Source organism: Paenochrobactrum gallinarii, assembly GCF_014205685.1.
Lineage (GTDB): Bacteria > Pseudomonadota > Alphaproteobacteria > Rhizobiales > Rhizobiaceae > Paenochrobactrum > Paenochrobactrum gallinarii.
This window is the reverse complement of sequence record NZ_JACIIU010000001.1, coordinates 538757-558210: the sequence shown is the minus strand read 5'-3', so window position 1 is coordinate 558210 and position 19454 is coordinate 538757. Positions and strand designations below refer to the sequence as shown.

General features: G+C 49.3%; 19 protein-coding genes and 1 tRNA gene. 5 read left to right on the top strand and 15 right to left on the bottom strand.

Annotated features, from left to right (window positions below):
- Window positions 1-6 precede the first annotated feature (6 nt).
- The 11 genes from FHS77_RS02625 to FHS77_RS02575 all read right to left on the bottom strand — a co-directional run bounded on the left by FHS77_RS02625 (window position 7) and on the right by FHS77_RS02575 (window position 11302).
- Entirely contained in the window at window positions 7-1638 is a 1632-nt protein-coding gene (locus FHS77_RS02625) for an L-lactate permease (RefSeq protein WP_184219527.1), read from the bottom strand.
- Window positions 1639-2165: 527 nt separating this feature from the next.
- Window positions 2166-2252, bottom strand: a tRNA-Leu gene (locus FHS77_RS02620).
- Between the two features lie 173 nt (window positions 2253-2425).
- Window positions 2426-3046, bottom strand: coding sequence for a 2,3-bisphosphoglycerate-dependent phosphoglycerate mutase (locus FHS77_RS02615; RefSeq protein WP_184219524.1), 621 nt, complete (start codon window positions 3044-3046; stop codon window positions 2426-2428).
- Between the two features lie 34 nt (window positions 3047-3080).
- A complete protein-coding gene (dapB, locus tag FHS77_RS02610) occupies window positions 3081-3917 on the bottom strand; it encodes a 4-hydroxy-tetrahydrodipicolinate reductase (RefSeq protein ID WP_184219521.1) in 837 nt (278 codons plus the stop codon).
- A 2-nt stretch (window positions 3918-3919) separates the two neighbouring features.
- The gene (locus FHS77_RS02605) at window positions 3920-5740 is read right to left on the bottom strand and encodes an ABC transporter ATP-binding protein (protein ID WP_210306997.1); all 1821 of its coding nucleotides are present in this window, start codon (window positions 5738-5740) and stop codon (window positions 3920-3922) included.
- A gap of 224 nt (window positions 5741-5964) precedes the next feature.
- Window positions 5965-6996 carry a glucokinase gene (locus tag FHS77_RS02600; protein ID WP_184219518.1) on the bottom strand — a complete coding sequence of 344 codons (1032 nt, stop codon included), beginning with the start codon at window positions 6994-6996 and terminating at the stop codon, window positions 5965-5967.
- Window positions 6997-7051: 55 nt separating this feature from the next.
- On the bottom strand, window positions 7052-7429 hold the full coding sequence (locus FHS77_RS02595) for a methylglyoxal synthase (protein ID WP_184219515.1): 378 nt from the start codon (window positions 7427-7429) through the stop codon (window positions 7052-7054).
- A gap of 198 nt (window positions 7430-7627) precedes the next feature.
- Complete coding sequence (mepA, locus tag FHS77_RS02590) at window positions 7628-8560, bottom strand: penicillin-insensitive murein endopeptidase (RefSeq protein WP_184219512.1); 933 nt, start codon at window positions 8558-8560, stop codon at window positions 7628-7630.
- A 30-nt stretch (window positions 8561-8590) separates the two neighbouring features.
- Window positions 8591-9472, bottom strand: coding sequence for an SDR family oxidoreductase (locus tag FHS77_RS02585; RefSeq protein ID WP_184219509.1), 882 nt, complete (start codon window positions 9470-9472; stop codon window positions 8591-8593).
- A 2-nt stretch (window positions 9473-9474) separates the two neighbouring features.
- A complete protein-coding gene (gene queG / locus FHS77_RS02580) occupies window positions 9475-10629 on the bottom strand; it encodes a tRNA epoxyqueuosine(34) reductase QueG (protein ID WP_184219505.1) in 1155 nt (384 codons plus the stop codon).
- Window positions 10610-11302, bottom strand: coding sequence for a glutathione S-transferase family protein (locus tag FHS77_RS02575; protein WP_184219673.1), 693 nt, complete (start codon window positions 11300-11302; stop codon window positions 10610-10612). The genes queG and FHS77_RS02575 overlap by 20 nt, the downstream gene beginning before the upstream one ends.
- Before the next feature lie 259 nt (window positions 11303-11561).
- Between FHS77_RS02575 and FHS77_RS02570 the strand changes: the two genes are divergently transcribed.
- On the top strand, window positions 11562-12368 hold the full coding sequence (locus tag FHS77_RS02570) for an undecaprenyl-diphosphate phosphatase (protein ID WP_184219502.1): 807 nt from the start codon (window positions 11562-11564) through the stop codon (window positions 12366-12368).
- A 67-nt stretch (window positions 12369-12435) separates the two neighbouring features.
- Here the strand turns inward: FHS77_RS02570 and FHS77_RS02565 are convergent, their stop codons facing one another.
- On the bottom strand, window positions 12436-13665 hold the full coding sequence (locus FHS77_RS02565; RefSeq protein WP_184219499.1) for a DNA recombination protein RmuC: 1230 nt from the start codon (window positions 13663-13665) through the stop codon (window positions 12436-12438).
- A gap of 112 nt (window positions 13666-13777) precedes the next feature.
- On the opposite strand from FHS77_RS02565, the gene def reads away from it, so the two are divergent.
- From def to truA, 3 genes are read left to right on the top strand one after another with little or no spacing between them, the layout of a single operon-like run.
- Entirely contained in the window at window positions 13778-14308 is a 531-nt protein-coding gene (gene def, locus FHS77_RS02560; protein ID WP_184219496.1) for a peptide deformylase, read from the top strand.
- Window positions 14309-14313: 5 nt separating this feature from the next.
- Window positions 14314-15234, top strand: coding sequence for a methionyl-tRNA formyltransferase (fmt, locus tag FHS77_RS02555; RefSeq protein ID WP_184219670.1), 921 nt, complete (start codon window positions 14314-14316; stop codon window positions 15232-15234).
- A gap of 3 nt (window positions 15235-15237) precedes the next feature.
- Window positions 15238-15993, top strand: coding sequence for a tRNA pseudouridine(38-40) synthase TruA (truA, locus tag FHS77_RS02550; RefSeq protein ID WP_184219493.1), 756 nt, complete (start codon window positions 15238-15240; stop codon window positions 15991-15993).
- Here the strand turns inward: truA and FHS77_RS02545 are convergent.
- Window positions 15990-16598: a hypothetical protein gene (locus FHS77_RS02545; RefSeq protein WP_184219490.1), complete on the bottom strand. Its 609-nt coding sequence runs from the start codon at window positions 16596-16598 to the stop codon at window positions 15990-15992. The genes truA and FHS77_RS02545 overlap by 4 nt on opposite strands.
- Before the next feature lie 216 nt (window positions 16599-16814).
- Window positions 16815-17669 carry a 2,3,4,5-tetrahydropyridine-2,6-dicarboxylate N-succinyltransferase gene (gene dapD / locus FHS77_RS02540; RefSeq protein WP_184219487.1) on the bottom strand — a complete coding sequence of 285 codons (855 nt, stop codon included), beginning with the start codon at window positions 17667-17669 and terminating at the stop codon, window positions 16815-16817.
- 194 nt (window positions 17670-17863) lie between these two features.
- On the opposite strand from dapD, the gene FHS77_RS02535 reads away from it, so the two are divergent.
- Complete coding sequence (locus tag FHS77_RS02535; RefSeq protein ID WP_184219484.1) at window positions 17864-18703, top strand: LOG family protein; 840 nt, start codon at window positions 17864-17866, stop codon at window positions 18701-18703.
- A 54-nt stretch (window positions 18704-18757) separates the two neighbouring features.
- Here FHS77_RS02535 and FHS77_RS02530 read toward each other — a convergent pair whose 3' ends face one another.
- Window positions 18758-19453, bottom strand: a complete 696-nt coding sequence (locus FHS77_RS02530) for a pyrimidine 5'-nucleotidase (protein ID WP_184219481.1) — start codon at window positions 19451-19453, stop codon at window positions 18758-18760.
- Window position 19454 lies beyond the last annotated feature (1 nt).

Sequence of the window (19454 nt, the reverse complement as noted above, 5' to 3'; positions counted from 1 at the left end):
TCTCCTTTATTGTACGATCAAAGTCAGGATGACGGTGGCAATACCTGTCAGAACGAATGCCGCGATTGTCCAAGGCATTGTTTTGCGTAAGATCGCACCCTCCTGACCATTGATGCCGGTTGTACTTGCACCCATCACCACATTGGCAGGGGCAATCGCATTACCAATGGCGCCACCGGCACTTTGAGCTGCCAGAATGGTTGATGGCGGCAGGCCTTTTGCTTCAGCCAGATTGACCTGCAATTCTGAGAACAGAACCTGCGAAGAGGTCGAACTGGAGGTGATAAAGGCACCTAAGATTCCAATACCATTGGCGAGGAAAGCAAACACATAGGCCGGAGCAATGGCTGCAATACCAAGGGCGAGCATGGTGTTCTGGCCGGACAGCTTCATGATCGAGGCCATAACGAGGAAGGCAATGATCGGAACAGAAGCCGGAACAGCACTTGCAAACAGGCCTTTAACAACGCCCGGCATTTCTTTGCCGGTGGCTTTGGCCCATTGCTTGAAATAGCCAAGCTTGGTGAAGCAGAACCAGGTGACAAGTGCTGTCACTGTGATGGTTGCACCCGGATGGGCAAACATATGCAGCGGCGAATAGCTGGCAGTGCCTGCTGTTTCAACGCCCATACCTGTCGTAATCGCAGGGAAAGGCAGGCCGAAGCTTGGAATATAAAGCCATGCATGCAGACGATCGATCAGCGATGTGGCCAGTGCCAGAATGGTCAAAAGAGCATAAGGCGAGAAGGCAGCAACAATATCCATTGGTGGCTCGGCGCTGTTTTCTTCCAGATGCGCTTCTTCACGCATGGCAGGACGTTCCACAATGCTGTCATCCGCTTCTTTGTAGCGTGACCATTGTGACAACGGATAAAGAGCGAGCATGGCAAGGGCGGCAGGCAGGAAAGCGGCCAAAATCGGATCAATAAAGACCACCAGAAACTGGCCGATACTGTGAATGGCTGCGATGATGAGAACGAGTGGCCAGCCAGCGCGAACCGCAGGTGCGCGGCCATACATCCACACAACCATAAAGCCGCCAAGCACTGACTGAATGGCAATCAGTATAGCTGCCTGCAAGCCCATGGAGAGGGAGGTGGCGGCATCCATTTCGACAACCTGCAAAGTTGCAAGCCAGCCAACACCGAGCGTTCCGTAAAATTTTGCCCAAATATGCGCGATGATCGGAATAGCAACCGCATAAACAGGGCGCATACCAAAAGCCACCAGCAGAGGGGCAACAACGGCAATCGGTGTGCCGAAACCATCAATCCCTTGCAGGAAGGAGGTGAAAACCCAACCAAGGGCAACAATGATAAAAAGCTCATTGCGGGACATGCGCGAAATACCGCGCCGCAAAGCATCATAACCGCCGGACTGATTCATGATCTGATACAACAGCAGTGCAGGCCAGATGACATAGAGAATAGGCACAGCATCCCAGATGCCGCGGGCAGAGGCCACGGCAAGGGCACGTGTTGAAGCTTCAAAGGCAAATACCGCGACACCTGCCGCAATAAAAATGCCTGTCGTACCGGCTTGCTGTGCTGTCCAGTTCATGCCGACCATGAGGACAATCAGGGCTACTATGGGGGCAGCAGCCAACAGCCAGTGTAGTAAGTTTAAATCTAATGACATCTATATACCACTATTTTGCTAATCTCGGTGAGGAGAATGGGGGATGGCATGGTTTTTATGCACTCAGATATTCATTTCATATAATAAAAAGCATTCATTGATCGTAATCAATCTTATTAAAAACATTGATATTATTATATGAAATTAATGTTATCGCAGATGGGTAATATATAGATTATCAAAAATTCGTGACAATCGATATGTAATTCAGTTAAAATACTATCTTTATTTTAATTTGTTAAATCGCGTCTTTTTTTATTATATGAAGGTGACTTTTGTATATGTATAATTTTAATATATTTTTTTCTAATCTGTAATAATTATAAATTTAACATTAATTATATTTATGAAAATAATTTTATGCCTGATGAGCATGCGCGACTTGCAGTCAATCCGGTGGGTGAAGCCACGGTGATTGCTGTCTTCTGAGGTGGTCGATGTGGAGAAAATCGGACAACAAAAAAGCCCGCTTGCGCGGGCTTTTTGAGGTGCTTCTGGACCTTGGTAGTGGTCTGAAGACTTAGGAATGGTGCCCAGAAGAGGACTCGAACCTCCACGCCCTTGCGAGCGCCAGCACCTGAAGCTGGTGCGTCTACCAATTCCGCCATCTGGGCGTTGGTCATCCGTTTAAGGGGCTAAACGCCCGCTGTCAATCGGCTTTTTGCAAACTTATGATATTTTTTAGTCAGTCTTGTGTAAAAAGATAAAAATAATGCCATCCAACCGTTTTTCGATGCTTTTTGAACATCGGAAATTTCTTGAATGGCATTATATTTGAAGCACTTAATCAGGCCGAGAGCACTTCTTTGGATGCGACAGTCGAATCGGCATTGAGCTTGTAAATGATCGGCACACCGGTATTGAGTTCCTGCTCAAGAATTTCTTCGCTGGTCAGGCCATCAAGCGCCATGATGAGCGCGCGCAGGGAGTTACCGTGAGCGGCAACCAGCACGGTTTCACCACGTAATACATGTGGCTGGATTTTGTGCAGGTAATAAGGCCATACGCGTGCACCGGTATCTTTCAGGCTTTCACCGCCCGGAGGTGGCACGTCATAAGAACGGCGCCAGATAAGTACTTGTTCCTCGCCCCACTTGGCGCGTGCATCATCTTTGTTGAGGCCGGAAAGGTCGCCATAATCACGCTCATTGAGTGCCTGATCGCGGATGGTTTGCAAATCCGACTGGCCGAGCTGGTCGAGAATATGCTGGCAGGTTACTTGCGCACGCGACAATTCAGAGGTGTAAGCAATGTCAAACTTCAGACCTGCTGCCTTGAGGCGTTCGCCAGCGGCTTTCGCTTCGGCATGGCCTTGTTCTGTGAGACCCGGATCACGCCAACCGGTGAAAAGGTTCTTGAGGTTCCATTCACTTTGGCCGTGACGGACGAGAACGAGAGTGCGGGACATGTCTTATGCGCTCCTTGAAAGTTAAAGATGATGATCAGTCGTTAAGACCGAGAACATCGGACATGGAATAAAGGCCTGGTTTTTTACCCTTTGCCCACAATGCAGCTTTAATCGCACCACGGGAGAAAACGCCACGATCTTCTGCGCTATGGCCTAAGGTGATGCGCTCGGACGGGCCTGCCAGAATGACAGAATGTTCACCGATAACAGAGCCGCCTCGCAAGCTGGCAAAGCCGATAGTGCCGGTTTCACGGGCGCCGGTAATACCATCACGACCGCGCTGGCTCACTTCATCCAGATTGACCTGGCGGCCATCCGCAGCAGCCTGACCCAGCATCAATGCGGTGCCGGAAGGTGCATCAACCTTATGCTTGTGGTGCATTTCGAGGACTTCGATATCGAAATCTTTCGGATCAAGCGCAGCGGCGGCTTTTTTCACCAGACCAGCGAGAAGATTAAGTCCCAGACTCATATTGCCGGATTTGACGATAGTCGCATGACGTGCGGCAGCAGTGATTTTTTCTTCATCTTCAGCGCTTAAGCCAGTGGTGCCGATAATATGAACAATGCGGGCTTGTGCGGCATAACCGGCATATTCAACGGTTGCTTCCGGACGGGTGAAATCCAGCACGCCATCAGCCTTGGAGAAAGCGGCCAGCGGATCATCAGTGATAGCCACGCCGATTGGCCCCAGACCCGCGAGTTCACCGGCATCGCGGCCGATGAGCGGCGAGCCTTTACGCTCGATAGCAGCAGCAACACGCACACCATCAACTTCGGCAATGATGCGGATGAGAGCCTGACCCATACGGCCACCGGCTCCTACAATCACCAGCCCCATATCGGTGGTTTGTTCACTCGCCCCGCTCATAGTTATTCTCCTGAAGTCTTTTCATTGATGTGTTCGTCTGTGTCTTCATCATCGGATCTGCCGCTTTGCAGCTGGTAGAAGCGGGCATAAATGCCGTTTTCGATGGTGATGAGCTTATTGTGAATGCCTTCTTCAACCACATAGCCGTTTTCCATAACCACGATGTGATCGGCATTGACAATTGTTGAAAGGCGATGAGCAATCACGATGGTTGTGCGGCCTTGCATCACATGTTCGAGCGCCTGCTGAACACGTTTTTCCGATTCATTATCGAGTGCTGATGTTGCTTCATCAAGAAGCAGAATCGGTGCATTGCGGATAATTGCTCGGGCAATGGAAAGACGCTGACGCTGGCCACCGGAAAGTGTCACGCCATTTTCACCGACCGGCGTGTCGTAGCCCATCGGCTGCTGCACGATAAATTCATCGGCATGGGCAAGCTTGGCTGCTTCCAGAATTTCGGCATCTGTCGCATCAGGACGACCATAACGAATATTATCGGCGATAGTGCCTTCAAACAAATATGGCTGTTGCGAAACATAGGCGATCTGATGACGCAGAGAATCCTTGGTGACTTTTGCAATGTCCTGATCATCAATGAGGATTTTACCGCTGTCGATATCATAAAAGCGTTGGGTGAGGGCAATCAATGTTGATTTACCGGCACCGGATGCGCCAACAACAGCGGTAACTTTGCCGGATTGTGCCGCAAAGCTGATGCCGTGCAGCACTTCCGCATCACCATAAGAGAAACGCACATCTTCAAAACGAATGTCACCTTTGCCGACTTCTAAAGTGCGGGCATCAGGCGCATCGGCTTGCTGTGGCTCAATATCGAGGATTTCATAAATCATCCGCGCATTGACGAGCGCCCGTTCAAGCCCCACCTGCAAGCGTGCAAGGCGGCGTGCCGGATCATAGGCCAGAAGCAATGCGGTAATGAAGGCGAACATTGCGCCTGGTGGTTCTTGGTTGACGATGGCGCGGTAACCGCCATATGCTAGTACGCCTGCTACAGCAAAACCTGCCAGAATTTCAGAAATCGGCGTGGTGCGTTCAGAAACGCGTGCGATTTTATTGGAGCGTTCTTCAGAACGATCAATAAGGTGGTAAAGCTTGCCGCGCAGCTGATCTTCCATCGTAAAGGCCTTGACGATGGCAATTCCTTGTACCGTTTCCTGCATTGCACCCAGCAAATGCGAGTTGAGGTCAACCAGCTCACGCGTGACGGAGCGAATACGGCGTGAAATATAAGAAACGGCATAAATTAGTGGCGGGCCGATGAGGAAAACCACAAGCGAGAGTACCGGATCTTTGTAAAACATCACTGCAACAAGTCCGACAAGTCCGATCACATCGCGTGTAATTGAAGTGATGGTAATGCTCATCACATCGCGGATGCCGTTGACGTTCTGATTGATCTGAGCTGCCAGGTGACCCGAACGGGCATCGCTATAAAAATCAAGGCCGAGCTTCAGCAGGTGGTCGAACATGCGTTTTTGATAACGCGCGACCAGATTATTACCGATCTTGGCGAGTTGAACAGACTGCACATAGCTGGCGAGACCGCGTACGATAAAGGCCAGCAAAAGGGTGCCGCAGATGATCGGGATGAGATCAAGGCGCTGTTCATAGAAAATTTTATTTATGACAGGTTCCATCTGGAACGCCAGAAAGCCACTGCTCAGCGCTACCAGAAGCAAAGCAATAATGGTCACCACATAGGTGCCTTTATAATCGCGTGCATTTTCCGATAAAACGCGGCGAATAATACTGCTGGCTTCGGCAGGATCGATCTTCTTTTTTTTCTTCCGTTTAATCAAGCTAAAGGCACTTTTCGTGAGGCAAAAGCTTTGGCACGCCCAAGGCTGTTTGCGGTTGAAAATGCTGTCACCTATGCTTGCGGCATTTAAGGCTGAAAGCAAGAGGTTCCGGCGGCCGGTCGCAGGCAGAATTTAACTTCCGCCTGCGACAGCATTTCCTATAACCTTATCAGAGCCTGTTGACCATGCCAAAAGCGTGGCCATTTATTTTGTGCAATTAAATTTTATTCAGTGCTGATCCAGCGACGGCCTTCAGTGGCAACCTGAAAACGTGCCGGACTGCGGGCAAAAGCTGAAAGACCATTGAGCGCTGCCAGTGGATAGGTAATTACATGCACCGGAATATCGCGCATAATGTGCGTGTGAGGGGCTTTATCTTCAAAATTGGCGCGGAATGCACCTTTTTTCAAGATTGCAGCAATTTTATGAGAAATTCCGCCTGAGAGATATACACCGCCATGCGCCATAAAAATAAGCGCCAGATCACCGGCGATCCGTCCCAGATAGGCTGAAAACAGTTCCAGTGTTTCCACAGCTTGTACATTGCTTTCATTGAGCGCTGCGGCAGTAATATCTGCCGGTGTGTTTAAAACCGGCTGGATATTATCGGCAGTGCAAACAGCCTTATAAAGATTGCATAGGCCGCGACCGCAAAGAATTTGCTCCGCCGCGATACGGCCTTCGATGGTTTCCACATGTGGGAAAATTTCATAATCGCGCTTGGTGCGTGGGCCTAAATCAATGTGTCCCCCTTCACCGGGAACCGGAATCCATGCGCGATGTGAACGCAATAGTCCTGCAACCCCAAGGCCGGTGCCGGGGCCAAGCACAACGCGGGTGGCTTTGATCTCTCCGGGCTTGCCGCCAATTTGCTCCAGATGATCACTATCGAGAGAAACAGCAGCAAGAGCCTGTGCCTCAAAATCATTGAGAATGGTTACATCCTCAAAGGTCATTGTCGCAATGAGCTGTTTCGGACGTACAACCCACGGACAATTGGTCAGTTCAATTTCATCGCCGTCAACAGGCCCTGCAACAGCTAAAACCGCGGAGCGCGGCTGCAAGGAAGTGTGGTTTAAAACAGCACTTTGGATGGCTTCGTCAATGCTGGCATAATCGGCGGTATTGACCACTGGAAATTCGCGCGGCTCGGCATGAGCATCAACCAAGATGGCAAAGCGGGCATGGGTTCCGCCAATATCGCCGACAAGAACAGGAAATTTAAAAAAGGGTTCACTATCAAAATTATCAGGCATCAGATTTCCCGTCAGCTTTATAAAAGGAATAAGTGGTTCAAACTCTATGCTTGGCTCAGGCAAGCGCTTTAATCAGCATTTCAGCGGTGGCACGGTTTAAAGCCATTGGCAAATTATAAACGCTGCCAAGGCGGGTGAGGGCCTTCACATCCACATCATGCGGTAATGGTGAGAGAGGATCGATAAAGAAAATCATCATTTGTACAGTGTTTTCGGCAATCATTGCGCCAATTTGCTGGTCACCGCCCAATGGACCGCTTTTAACGCGCTCAATGTTCAATGCCGGACAGGCATCTTTAATCAAACTGCCGGTGGTGCCGGTGGCGACAATTTCATAAGCAGCTAATTGCGCCTGATGGGTTTTAACAAAATCAACCATATCATTCTTTTTCTGATCATGGGCAATCAGAGCTATACGTGTTGTTTTGACCAATTTTATCGACCCTTTATCAAAAATTTGTCTTGCCGGACATGAACGGCAAGATGCAATCCGCATTAATTGCTAGCATAAAAATTGTCATCTTTTATGTCATAGAAAACAACGCTTAAATCGTTTGAAATCTATAGCTTAGATATATTCCAAAAGAAAGGGCTGGCCAAAGACCAGCCCTTTAACGTCATTGCAATTGTTTTACGGGTTTAAAGTCACTTCTGCGGCGGATGCGGGTGAGGGTTCACTAAGCAGAGCTGCACACGCTTTTGGCAATGCTGAAACCATCATCGGCTGTGGTTTTGGCGCAGGCTTATCCGAAGGCTTGGCTGGTTTCCAAGGCTCGTCAGTAAACCACCATGCCAGTGACTTGTCGCAGCCATCACCCTTCGCGACTTTATCTTGCGGCTTACAATTAGGTGAACCGGGCTGACAGCTCATGCGAATGTGGAAATGGTAATGATGCCCCCAATATGGGCGCACTTTACCAAGCCATGAACGGTCACCGGTGACCGTGTCGCAAAGTTGTTTTTTGATGCCCGGATGCACAAATAGACGCTCGACCTGCGGATTGGAGGCAGCGTGCTTCAGCAATGCGGTGCGGCTGTCTGTCCATTTTTTCGGGTCAACATAAAGGCTGTTGTTTTTTAGCATTGAGATGGCAGATACATCTTCGCGCTGCTGGTTGTTGTAGCGCTGCTTCGGCATCGGGCTGAGCCAGATATCAGCATCAAGACCGACCTGATGGGATGCGTGACCGGTCAGCATCGGACCGCCGCGTGGTTGTGAAAGATCGCCGACCAACAGCCCGTTCCAGCCATCTTTTTTGGCATCACGCGAAAGCTGTTGCAACATGGCAATCAGGTTTGGATGCCCCCAATTACGGTTGCGAGACAGGCGCATCACCTGCCAGTCGGGACCATCAAGCGGCATGGCCACTGCGCCGGATACACAGCCTTTGGAATAAAAGCCGATTGCCTGCGGGTTTGCATTTAAATTGGGTAGTTTCATCGCACCAAAGGCCTGTTTTGCAGGCTGGTCTTTGGTTTGGGCATTTGCCGTCGCAGTGGCGCTGAAGCTTAAAAAGGTCAGCAAACCGACAGCGATTTTTAAAAATGTATATTTTTCAGACATATGGATTTTCCAAACAGGGATGAAAAAACTTTAATTCTGTTGTGAGCGCCAGTTTGACTGTTCCCACATGGTCGTAAAAGCAGTGCGATAGTCAGGATAGATAAATTGATAGCCGGCTTCGGTTATTTTTTGATTAGAAACGCGCTTGTTGTCGCCATAAAAAGAGCGCGCCATCGGGGTCATTTCCACCGTTTCAAACGCAATTTCTTCCGGCGGTGTCACACCCATCAAGGTGGCAGCAAAAGTGACCACATCCTGTGGCGGCGCAGGTTCATTGTCGGTAATGTTGAAAACACCTGAAATTTTCTGTGTGCTTAAATGTTCAAGCACACCGGCAATATCTTCCACATGAATGCGGTTGAAAATCTGGTCTTTCTTAATGATACGGCGTGCAGTGCCGCGCGCGAGATTAACAAAAGCATTGCGGTCGGGGCCATAAATGCCGGAAAGGCGCAAAATCGCCACCGGTATTTGTTGCTCCTTACCTAAGGCGAGCCATTGTTTTTCTGCTTCTATCCGCTCCGAGGAGCGCTGCGAGGACGGATTGCAGGGTGCGGTTTCATCAATGAGTGCGCCTTGATGGTCGCCATAAACGCCGACAGTGGAAAGATAGCCGATCCATTCAATATTATTGTCAGGCGTTGCAAGTGCTTGTTTAGCATGTTTGATCGCAGGGTCGCCGTCTTTAGAAGGGGCGGCTGAGATAACAATATGGGTAGCGTTTTTTAAATGCTCAGCAAAATGCGGGTCGGGCGCATCAGGTGCAAATAATAAAGGCTCGATACCACATTGCTTCAGGTCGTCGAATTTTTCTTGTGAACGAGTGGTGCCATAGATTGCTTGTGCATGGGGTTGCATTTTTTGTGCAAAATATTGGGCTGAATAACCTGCACCGATAAGAAAAATCCGCATAATTACTGGCACCTGTTCCATTCATCTAAAACATATGGGTCGGTTTCATCTTTAGCATAGCGCTGCTGTAATTGGGTAATTTTATCTGCGCTTAATAATTGCCGTAAAGCCCAGACCGATGTGCCGCGCACCAAAGGTTCGGGATCATTGAGATGTTCTTCCAACGGTTTGACAAATTGCTGGTCACCGGAATTACCCGCAGCGATTAAAACATTGCGCAGGAAACGATTGCGGCCGATGCGCTTGATCGGGGAACCAGAGAAAAATGTACGAAATTCGGCATCATCCAGGCTCAGCAAAAATTGCAACGAGGGACTGCGTAAGTCCTCGCGCGCCCGAAGTTTGATTTCTTGTGCGCTGACGGCAAATTTATTCCACGGACAAGCCGATAAACAATCATCGCAGCCATAAATATGATTGCCGATTTTCTCACGAAACTCGTGCGGGATCGGGCCTTTATTCTCAATCGTCAGATAAGAAATGCAGCGCCTTGCATCAATTTTGAAAGGCTCAGGAAAAGCATTGGTCGGACAGACATCAAGACAGGCACGACATGAGCCGCAATTACTGCGGTTTGGTTCATCAGGCGGCAAATCCAGCGTGATGAAAATAGAGCCTAAAAACAACCACGAGCCGTAGTCGCGGCTTACCAGATTGGTATGTTTTCCCTGCCAGCCCATGCCTGCTGCTGCGGCCAAGGGCTTTTCCATCACCGGTGCTGTGTCGACAAATACTTTAACTGCGCCGCTTGCCCGTGCAATGAAGCGACTGGCAACATGTTTAAGCTTGCCTTTGATGATGTCGTGATAATCACGATTTTGCGCATAAACAGAAATTGCGCCGCGGTCTTTGTGTTTCAGCACTTCCATCGGGTCGTGCTCGGGGCCGTAATTCATGCCGAGCATGACAATGGTGCGAACTTCCGACCATAAGGTTTGCGGATTGGCGCGACGCTCTTCTGTTTCCTCCATCCAGTCCATATCGGCGTGATAGCCATTGTCGATAAATTCGCGCAAGCGTACAGGTGCCTGCGGGATGGAGCCGGGATGGGTAAAAGCCACGACATCAAAACCTGCCGCGCGGGCTTCCTCCGCGAGCAGGTTCTTGAGTTTCAGCTTTTTGGCCGTTTCTTTGTCGTCAGAAGTCAAGGTCACCATAATGTGCCACCGGTGCCAGTCCGCGAATCCTGTCGTTTAACAGGGGCCGGAAAGAAGGGCGCGATTTCATCCGCGCATACCAATCCCGTGCCGCTGGTGTTTCAGCCCAGTCAATTTCGCCCAAATAGTCCAAAATGGAAATAGCGCTTGCTGCTGCCATATCAGAATAAGTAGCATGACCGCCAGCCAGCCAGTCGCGGGTTGCTGCCAGCCAGTCCAGATATTTCATATGCTGTCGAATATTCGTACGTGCGGCGCGTATCGCAGTCGAATCAGGCGCACTGCCACCAACCTCTGCCGACATCTGCAATTTATAGACACGCTCGCGCACAAGATGACGGGTCACTTCGTTTTCAAATTTTACCAGAAACCAGTCCACAAGGCGGCGTACTTCGGCGCGTTCCATCGGACTTTCCGGTAACAGGCGGCGGTTACGCTTCAAGGCGCCACGCGTTTCATCAAGATATTCGGCAATGACCGATGCACCAATGACCGGAAGGTCATTTTCGGCCAGCAAAACCGGTAATGTGGCCGCAGGGTTAATTGCCAGAAACTCTTTACGGCGCGCCCATGGGCGTTCTTCGATCAGCTCGGCATCAACGTCATATTCATTGAGAATAAGACGGGTATAGCGTGAACCGGACGACATTGGATGATGAAAAAGCGTAAGCATGACCGCAGGCAACAACACTTTCAAATATGGATTCCGTCTAAACTCAATATGATTTTCATAACAGAAACAGCATGAGGCGTTTCCGTTATATTGAGCTGCCGGAACCCGTCGACAAGGATTAGGGTGCGAAAAAAGAAGGAAATGTTTTTCCGTAAAATAACCTGATAGACATTTAAGCTGAAATTATTGTTAAGCTTTCATGTTTAAAATGTGGTCAACGAGCATTTTTATACGCTCAAGTGACAAAAGGCAGCAGTTTATGAACATCTATAATTTTCTCGAAGCGGGTTTTTTAGGCCTCGTGGAAGGTATGACCGAGTTTATACCTGTGTCCTCGACCGGGCATTTACTGCTGGTCGGACATTTCTTGGGCTTTGAATCAGCCGGAAAATCCTTTGAAGTGCTGGTGCAGCTTGGTGCAATTCTTGCAATTTTGAGCGTGTATGCTGCCAAAATCATGACGTTGTTGCGTGATTTTACCAGTGATGCAAAAACGCGCCGCTTCGTGCTGGGTGTATTGGTGGCTTTTTTGCCGGCAGCTTTGATTGGCGCATTGGCGCATGGATTTATCAAAACCGTGCTGTTTGAAACACCGATGCTGGTTTGCATTATGTTGATTTTGGGCGGGTTTATTCTGCTGTGGGTAGACGGACTTGATCTGAAACCGCGCTATCATAATGCGATGGATTTCTCGCTGCCGATGTGTCTGATGATTGGTTTTGTACAATGTCTGGCAATGGTGCCGGGTGTATCCCGTTCAGGTTCCACCATCGTTGGCGCTTTGTTGCTCGGAGCAGATAAGCGTTCTGCGGCAGAATTTTCATTCTTTTTGGCCATGCCGACAATGGCGGGCGCTTTTGCCTATGACCTTTATAAAACCCATAATCAGCTCTCCTTTAATGATGGTGCGCTGATTACGGTTGGTTTTGTCATGGCCTTTATTTCCGGCGTTTTTGTTGTGCGCTATTTGCTTGATTATGTTTCGCGTCACGGCTTCAAGCTTTTTGCCTGGTGGCGCTTGATTGTCGGTGCTGCTGGTATGGCCGCACTGATGGTCTGGGGCTGAAAAATAAAAATGCCGGTTAAGTCACTTAACCGGCATTTTATTTGGTTTTATATCCCGAAAACCGGATTTACTCATCATCAACAAGGCGTAAATGCCACTGTGATGCGGATGGGTTTTGTTCGGTTGGGGCATTGGCAGAGGCGGTGGACGCTGCCGGACTACCAAGTTCCAATGTTTCAATTTTTTCGCCGCGGCGGCTGATTTTGGATGATGAGATCAGAATATCATCAATATCTTTATTGGCTTGCTGGAAATGTGTTTGTAATTTGCGCACGCGCTCATCAAGGCGTGCAACATCTTCCATCAGGCGCATGACTTCGGCCTGGATAAGATGCGCTTGTTCCCGCATGCGGGTATCTTTCAACACCGATTGGATCACCTGGATTGAAAGCATCAGCAGTGACGGTGAAACAATCACCACGCGGGCACGATGGGCTTTTTGAATGAGTGATGAGAAATGCTCGTGAATATCAGCAAAGACCGATTCTGACGGCACGAATAAAAAGGCCGTATCCTGCGTTTCGCCGGCAATGAGATATTTGTCCGAGATATCTTTAATATGAACTTCAATATCGCGGCGGAATTGTTGAGCGGCTTGCTTTTGCGCGTCGGCACTTTTGGCCTCACGCACCGCTGTCCATGCTTCCATCGGAAATTTGGCATCAATCACCAGTGAGGGCGCATTATTGGGCATGCGGATGAGGCAATCGGGGCGGGTGGCATTGGAAAGCGTTGATTGAAATTCATAAAGCCCTTGTGGCAGAGCATCACTTATGATCGCTTCCATGCGCGCCTGCCCATAAGCGCCGCGGCTTTGTTTATTGGCTAAAATTGCTTGTAACTGCACCACCTGTCCGGCGAGCGACTGGATGTTGTTTTGTGCCGTATCAATCACCGCCAGCCGCTCTTGCAACTTGGCGAGATTTTCATGCGTTGATTTGGTTTGTTCGTTCATCGTGTGGCCGAGACGGTTGGTCATGCCGTCGAGCCTTTCACGGATCGATTGATTAAGCTCGGACTGGCGCGAACCGAACACTTCCGCCATGGTTTGCATCCGGCCTTGCATTTCCGCCTGACTTTTCAAAATTTCAGCCATGCGCATTTCTGCGTCACGGGCGCGTTCTTCGGCCATCATTTCGGCGATCAGCGCGTTTTTAGCATTGCGGCTGCCCATCCATATAAACAGGATAGCCATAATAATGACGGTCAGAAAAATTGCGCCAAGCAAAAATCCCGCTGAAAATTGATATTGGCCAAGCTGAAAAACTGGCTGTGTCAGGTTATTTGTGTTTTCCATACATATGCTTTAACCGATTCGCGCATGAATTAAGAGATCAAAACGAGAACATTTTATCATTCGGCCGTTCACGAGCATTGACGTGGTAACTTGTAACAATTAGGTGAAACCCATGTCGATAAAACCACTGATTATTTTACCCGATCCTGTATTACGTTTGGTGTCAAAACCGATTGAGCGTTTTGATGGCCAGTTGCAGGCTTTTGCCAATGATATGTTTGATACCATGTATGATGCACCTGGTATCGGGCTTGCTGCTATTCAGGTCGGCGAGCCGATCCGTTTGGTGGTGATTGATCTGGCACGTGAGGGCGAAGAAAAAGCACCGCATATCTTTGTTAATCCGAAGATCGTGCACTCATCTGATGAGCGCAGCATTTACGAAGAAGGCTGTCTGTCTATTCCGGATTATTATGCCGAAGTAGAGCGTCCGGCGCGTGTGCGTGTGGAATATCAGGATGTACAGGGCAAGCCACAGGAAATGGAAGTTGACGAGCTGATGGCAACTTGCATTCAGCACGAGATTGACCATCTGGACGGCGTCTTGTTTATTGATCACATTTCCAAGTTGAAACGCGATATGGTGATCAAGAAATTTAAAAAAATCGCCAAAGAACGCCAGCAAAATAGTCAGGTTTTGTAATGTCACTGCGTGTCGTTTTCATGGGAACACCGGATTTTTCCGTACCTGTTCTCACCGCCATTATCGGACATGGTTATGAAGTGGTTGCGGTTTATTCGCAGCCGCCGCGTGCCGCAGGGCGTCGTGGTCTGGAATTGACCAAAACACCGGTCCATCAAAAAGCGGAAGAATTCGGCATTCCTGTCTTTACGCCTAAAAGCCTGCGCTCTGAGGAAGAGCAGCAAAAATTCCGCGAGCTGGAAGCTGATGTCGCCATTGTTGTGGCTTATGGTTTGCTGCTGCCGTTGCCGATTTTGGAAGGCACGCGCCTTGGCTGTTATAATGGCCATGCTTCCCTTTTGCCGCGTTGGCGCGGTGCTGCACCGATCCAGCGGGCGATTATGGCCGGTGATAAAGAAACCGGCATGATGATTATGAAGATGGACGAAGGGCTGGATACCGGTCCTGTCGCCATGGTTGAAAAAGTAGCGATCACCGAAAATATGACCACCGGTGAACTGCACGACAAACTGAGCATGACCGGCGCTGATCTGATGATCCGTGCGCTGGGTGCTTTGGAACGTGAAAGCCTTACGCTGCGAGAGCAGGAAGAAGACGGTGTGCTTTATGCTGCCAAAATCGACAAGGCTGAAGCGCGCATTGATTGGTCTAAGCCTGCGGTAACCGTTCATAATACCATTCGTGGTTTGTCGCCTTTTCCGGGCAGTTGGTGCGAGATGGAAATTGGCGGCAAAGTGGAACGCGTTAAAATTTTGCGTTCCCATTTGGCAGAGGGTTCTGGCGCAGCCGGTACAATTCTTGATGATAAGCTGACCATTGCTTGCGGCGAGGGGGCTGTGCAATTGCTGACCTTGCAGCGCGCTGGTGGCAAAGCCTTGCAGGCATCCGAATTTTTGCGCGGTGCTGCCGATTTGCGGGTGCTTTAAAGCATGCCACGCTATCGGTTAACGGTCGAATATGACGGCACAGCTTATGTCGGCTGGCAGCGGCAGGAAAATGGTCACACCATTCAGGCTGCTATTGAGCAGGCATTTAAGCGCTTTACCGGTCAGGATTTAACGCTTGGTGCTGCCGGACGCACTGATGCAGGGGTGCATGCTCTGGCACAGACTGTGCATGTGGATCTGGAACGTGACTGGTCGGCGGGGAAAATCCGTGAAGCCCTGAACGCTCATCTGGCGCAATGGCAGGAAACGGTCAGCATTATCAATGTGCAGAAAACGGTCGATCATTTTGATGCGCGCTTTTCTGCCCGTGGCCGTCATTATCTCTATCGTATTCATAATCGCCGTCCGCCTTTAAGCATTGATCTTAACCGTGCATGGTGGGTGTCGAAGCCGCTTGATCACGAAAAAATGCACGAGGCTGCACAACTGCTTCTCGGCGAGCATGATTTCACGACCTTTCGTGCCACCCAGTGTCAGGCCAAAAGCCCGATCAAGACACTTGATCGGCTGGATGTGACACGCAATGGCGAGATCATTGAAATTCGTGCTTCCGCGCGCTCTTTCCTGCATAATCAGGTGCGCTCACTTGCTGGCAGTCTGATGGAAGTCGGTTCCGGCCGCTGGACAAAAGATGATCTGGTCGCTGCACTGGAAGCGCGCGAGCGTTCGCGTTGCGGCACTGTTGCACCGCCTTACGGGCTTTATCTGATCGGTGTGGATTACGACGATCCGGTTTAATAGCCGGCGTTAAAATCGTAGTTGATGCCGAAAAGCTCCTGTAATGCGAGCGTGATGAAAAACGACAGCATGAACATGGCGATATAAAAAGGTAGCGCAAAACCTGTTGGTTTTTGCAGCGCAACCCGCGTTAAGCGATAGCTCATCGCAATAATGACAATCATAAAGCCAAGCGAGACAAAGGTTAAAGTGTCGCTGCGCTGTTGCATGAATAATTGCCACAGGCTGATGGGAGCAAAAGCCCATGCCAGCAAAGCCGTGCCCCAATTGCTGGCGATGACATAAGGGGCAAAGCGTTTGGCAATGCCGATTTTGCTGACAACGAGACCCAGCAGAAAGATTGGCAAAATCCATGCCGTAACATCGACAATGGCCGCTTTGATAACGATGGATAAGCGCATCGCGGTTTCTTCACGCCCGCCGGTGAGTTCTGCGGCATAGGCAACCCACCCCGCAAGCAGTGGCGGCAGGCTGACAGGGATGGCGTAAAAAGAGCGCCAGAAACCATCGGCTGAAATATCGAGATAGGCAAAACCATCTGGTTTGCCTGTCATCAGGCGCCAGACACCGTAAAAATAGCGGCAAATTGTGTCGAATGTTGGCAAAATTCACAAACCTTAACTGGCGCGGGAGGGGTGTAATTGGCTGTAAGTTTAGGAAAACAAAAGCAAAAATACAACGGGAAGCTCTTGCCTTATTGACGGCATTTTTTGTTGCTATTCAATAAGTCTCCAGTCGATGTAAAAGTTTCAATATCGGTTTACATCCCCCATAAGACGAGGACTTTGTCCTCGTCTTTTTTGTAAGCATGAACGCTGGTTTTAATCGCGCAAAAGATCGTTGATTGATGTTTTGGAACGGGTGCGCTCATCAACACGTTTGACAATAACCGCACAATAAAGGCTTGGACCCGGCTGACCATTTGGCATCATTTTGCCTGGTAATGAACCAGCAACCACCACCGAATAGGGCGGCACTTCGCCATAAGTGATGCTGCCGGTTTCGCGGTCAACGATCTTGGTGGACTGGCTGATGAAAACACCCATGCCAAGCACGGCACCTTCACGGATAATGCAGCCTTCCACCACTTCGGAGCGTGCACCGATAAAGCAATGGTCTTCAATGATGGTCGGGCCTGCCTGTAATGGCTCTAAAACGCCGCCAATGCCCACACCGCCGGAAAGATGCACATGTTTGCCGATCTGTGCGCATGAGCCAACGGTTGCCCAGGCATCCACCATGCTGCCTTCGCCCACATAGGCGCCGACATTAACGAAGGACGGCATCAGCACGACCTTTGGTGCGATATAGGCCGAATGTCTGACCACACAATTAGGCACAGCACGGAAGCCGGACTGCTGAAACTCTTGTTCACCCCAGCCATCAAATTTGGATGGAACTTTATCCCACCATGATGATTGGTCTGGCGAGCCGCTGATCAATGCCATTGGCTTGAGACGGAAAGAGAGAAGCACGGCTTTTTTCAGCCATTGATGAGTATGCCAGTTACCGTCTGCTTGTTTTTCTGCGACACGCAGTCTGCCTTCACCCAGTAATTGCAGGGCATGTTCTACGGCATCGCGGATTTCACCTTTGGTGTCAGGCGTAATAGCTTCTGCTTGCATAAATGCATTTTCAATGATGTTTTGCAGTGAATTCAAATCAGGATGTTTCATTGTTTGAGACTTTTTTGTGAGCAGCTAAACACTGCGACCGTAATTAAAATAAGACTTATGATTTATGGATAATGGAAACACAAAGCACACGCAATCTTGATCTAAAAACTCAGAATGATTTTTTTATTCGCTCATCTAATGCTATGCATCGTTGAGTGATGATGTGAAATAACTGGAATGAGACAGGGTAACATATGAATCCGATTGAAAAAAACGGTTGGACGCCATTTCCGAACTCACAGGAAGCTGTGAAACAGGCCGCTGAAGTGCCTGTAACTCCACAAACCACATCAGACGCTTATCGTTTGGCTTTTGACGATAATGATTTTTTGACACGACGTGAATTGCGTCCGGTTCGTTTGCAATTGGAATTACTCAAGCCTGAAATGGTGCTGGAAGACCGCGGCGTAAAATCAACTGTTGTGCTGTTTGGTGGTGCGCGTATTCCGGAGCCTGGCGGCGAAGCATGGGCAGCCAAAAATGAAGTGCAAAAGAAAAATCTGGAAGCCAATGCCAAATATTATGAAGAAGCGCGCCAATTCGCGCGCATATGTTCTGAATATTCGGCTACCACTTATTATCGTGAATTTGTTGTGGTCACAGGTGGTGGCCCCGGTGTGATGGAAGCGGGCAACCGCGGCGCGCAGGATGTTGGTGCGCCAAGCATAGGTTTAAATATTGTGTTGCCGCATGAGCAGGCGCCCAATCTTTATGTGACGCCTGAACTGTGCTTCAACTTCCATTATTTTGCGATCCGTAAAATGCACTTTTTGATGCGCGCCAAGGCATTTGCTGTTTTCCCCGGCGGCTTCGGCACGATGGATGAGCTGTTTGAAACCATGACGCTTATCCAGACCAACCGCATGGAACCGGTGCCTTTGCTGCTGTTTGGCAAGGAGTTCTGGAGCAAGGCAATCAATATTGATTATCTGGCCGAGCAGGGGACAATTTCACCATCCGATGTCGATCTTCTGACCTTTGTTGATACGGCAGACGAAGCATGGGATGAAGTGAAGCGCTTCTATTCGCTTTAAGCACAATCAAAATGGCGGCTGATTTTTAATCTGCCGCCTTTTTCATATGTTTTATCAGAGGACTGATTTCAGGAATGTACCGATATCATCGGTGACATAGTCCACTTCATCGGTGAAGCCTTTGTCGCTTTCCCAGATTTCTGAAAAAGTCGGTTCAAAATTATTAGGAACAATCAGCACTGTTTTCATGCCAAGACTTTTCGGCACTGTAAGATTACGCGCGAGATCTTCAAACATCACTGATTTTGTCGGATCGACGGAGAATTTCTGTAAGAAACCATCATAAGTGGCTTGTGCCGGTTTAGGTGTCAGATCAGCTGCGACAATGTCAAAAATATCGTCAAAACAATCAAGGATACCAAGCTGGCTGGCTGCACGTTCCGCATGGGTGCGGTCACCATTGGTGAAGATAAAACGGCGGCCGGGCAATTGTTTGAGTGTAACCGCCAAATCCGGATCAGGCTTCAGCCATGTATAATCAATATCATGCACTTTCATCAGAAAGTCATCGGGATCGATATTGTGGACTTCCATCAAGCCTTTTAGCGTGGTGCCGTAATCACGGTAGAACTGCTTTTGCAGCTTGCGCGCATCATCATGGTCGAGCTGCAAAAGCTCCCGAATATAGGCTGTCATCCGCACATCAATTTGCGAAAACAAATTGGTTTCATGCGGATAGAGCGTGTTGTCGAGATCAAACACCCAATCAGTAATGTGGGAAAAAGCTTGAGCATCCGGCTTGTTGGTCATC

What these genes read in the sequence shown, in the direction of transcription:
- def (WP_184219496.1), top strand. Translation starts at nt 13,778, where the DNA reads ATGTCGATAAAACCACTGATTATTTTACCCGATCCTGTATTACGTTTG.
- queG (WP_184219505.1), bottom strand. Translation starts at nt 10,629, where the DNA reads ATGGTGACCTTGACTTCTGACGACAAAGAAACGGCCAAAAAGCTGAAA.
- truA (WP_184219493.1), top strand. Translation starts at nt 15,238, where the DNA reads ATGCCACGCTATCGGTTAACGGTCGAATATGACGGCACAGCTTATGTC.
- FHS77_RS02625 (WP_184219527.1), bottom strand. Translation starts at nt 1,638, where the DNA reads ATGTCATTAGATTTAAACTTACTACACTGGCTGTTGGCTGCTGCCCCC.
- FHS77_RS02600 (WP_184219518.1), bottom strand. Translation starts at nt 6,996, where the DNA reads ATGCCTGATAATTTTGATAGTGAACCCTTTTTTAAATTTCCTGTTCTT.
- FHS77_RS02565 (WP_184219499.1), bottom strand. Translation starts at nt 13,665, where the DNA reads ATGGAAAACACAAATAACCTGACACAGCCAGTTTTTCAGCTTGGCCAA.
- FHS77_RS02530 (WP_184219481.1), bottom strand. Translation starts at nt 19,453, where the DNA reads ATGACCAACAAGCCGGATGCTCAAGCTTTTTCCCACATTACTGATTGG.
- FHS77_RS02570 (WP_184219502.1), top strand. Translation starts at nt 11,562, where the DNA reads ATGAACATCTATAATTTTCTCGAAGCGGGTTTTTTAGGCCTCGTGGAA.
- FHS77_RS02615 (WP_184219524.1), bottom strand. Translation starts at nt 3,046, where the DNA reads ATGTCCCGCACTCTCGTTCTCGTCCGTCACGGCCAAAGTGAATGGAAC.
- FHS77_RS02585 (WP_184219509.1), bottom strand. Translation starts at nt 9,472, where the DNA reads ATGCGGATTTTTCTTATCGGTGCAGGTTATTCAGCCCAATATTTTGCA.
- dapD (WP_184219487.1), bottom strand. Translation starts at nt 17,669, where the DNA reads ATGAAACATCCTGATTTGAATTCACTGCAAAACATCATTGAAAATGCA.
- dapB (WP_184219521.1), bottom strand. Translation starts at nt 3,917, where the DNA reads ATGAGCGGGGCGAGTGAACAAACCACCGATATGGGGCTGGTGATTGTA.
- FHS77_RS02575 (WP_184219673.1), bottom strand. Translation starts at nt 11,302, where the DNA reads ATGCTTACGCTTTTTCATCATCCAATGTCGTCCGGTTCACGCTATACC.
- FHS77_RS02535 (WP_184219484.1), top strand. Translation starts at nt 17,864, where the DNA reads ATGAATCCGATTGAAAAAAACGGTTGGACGCCATTTCCGAACTCACAG.
- mepA (WP_184219512.1), bottom strand. Translation starts at nt 8,560, where the DNA reads ATGTCTGAAAAATATACATTTTTAAAAATCGCTGTCGGTTTGCTGACC.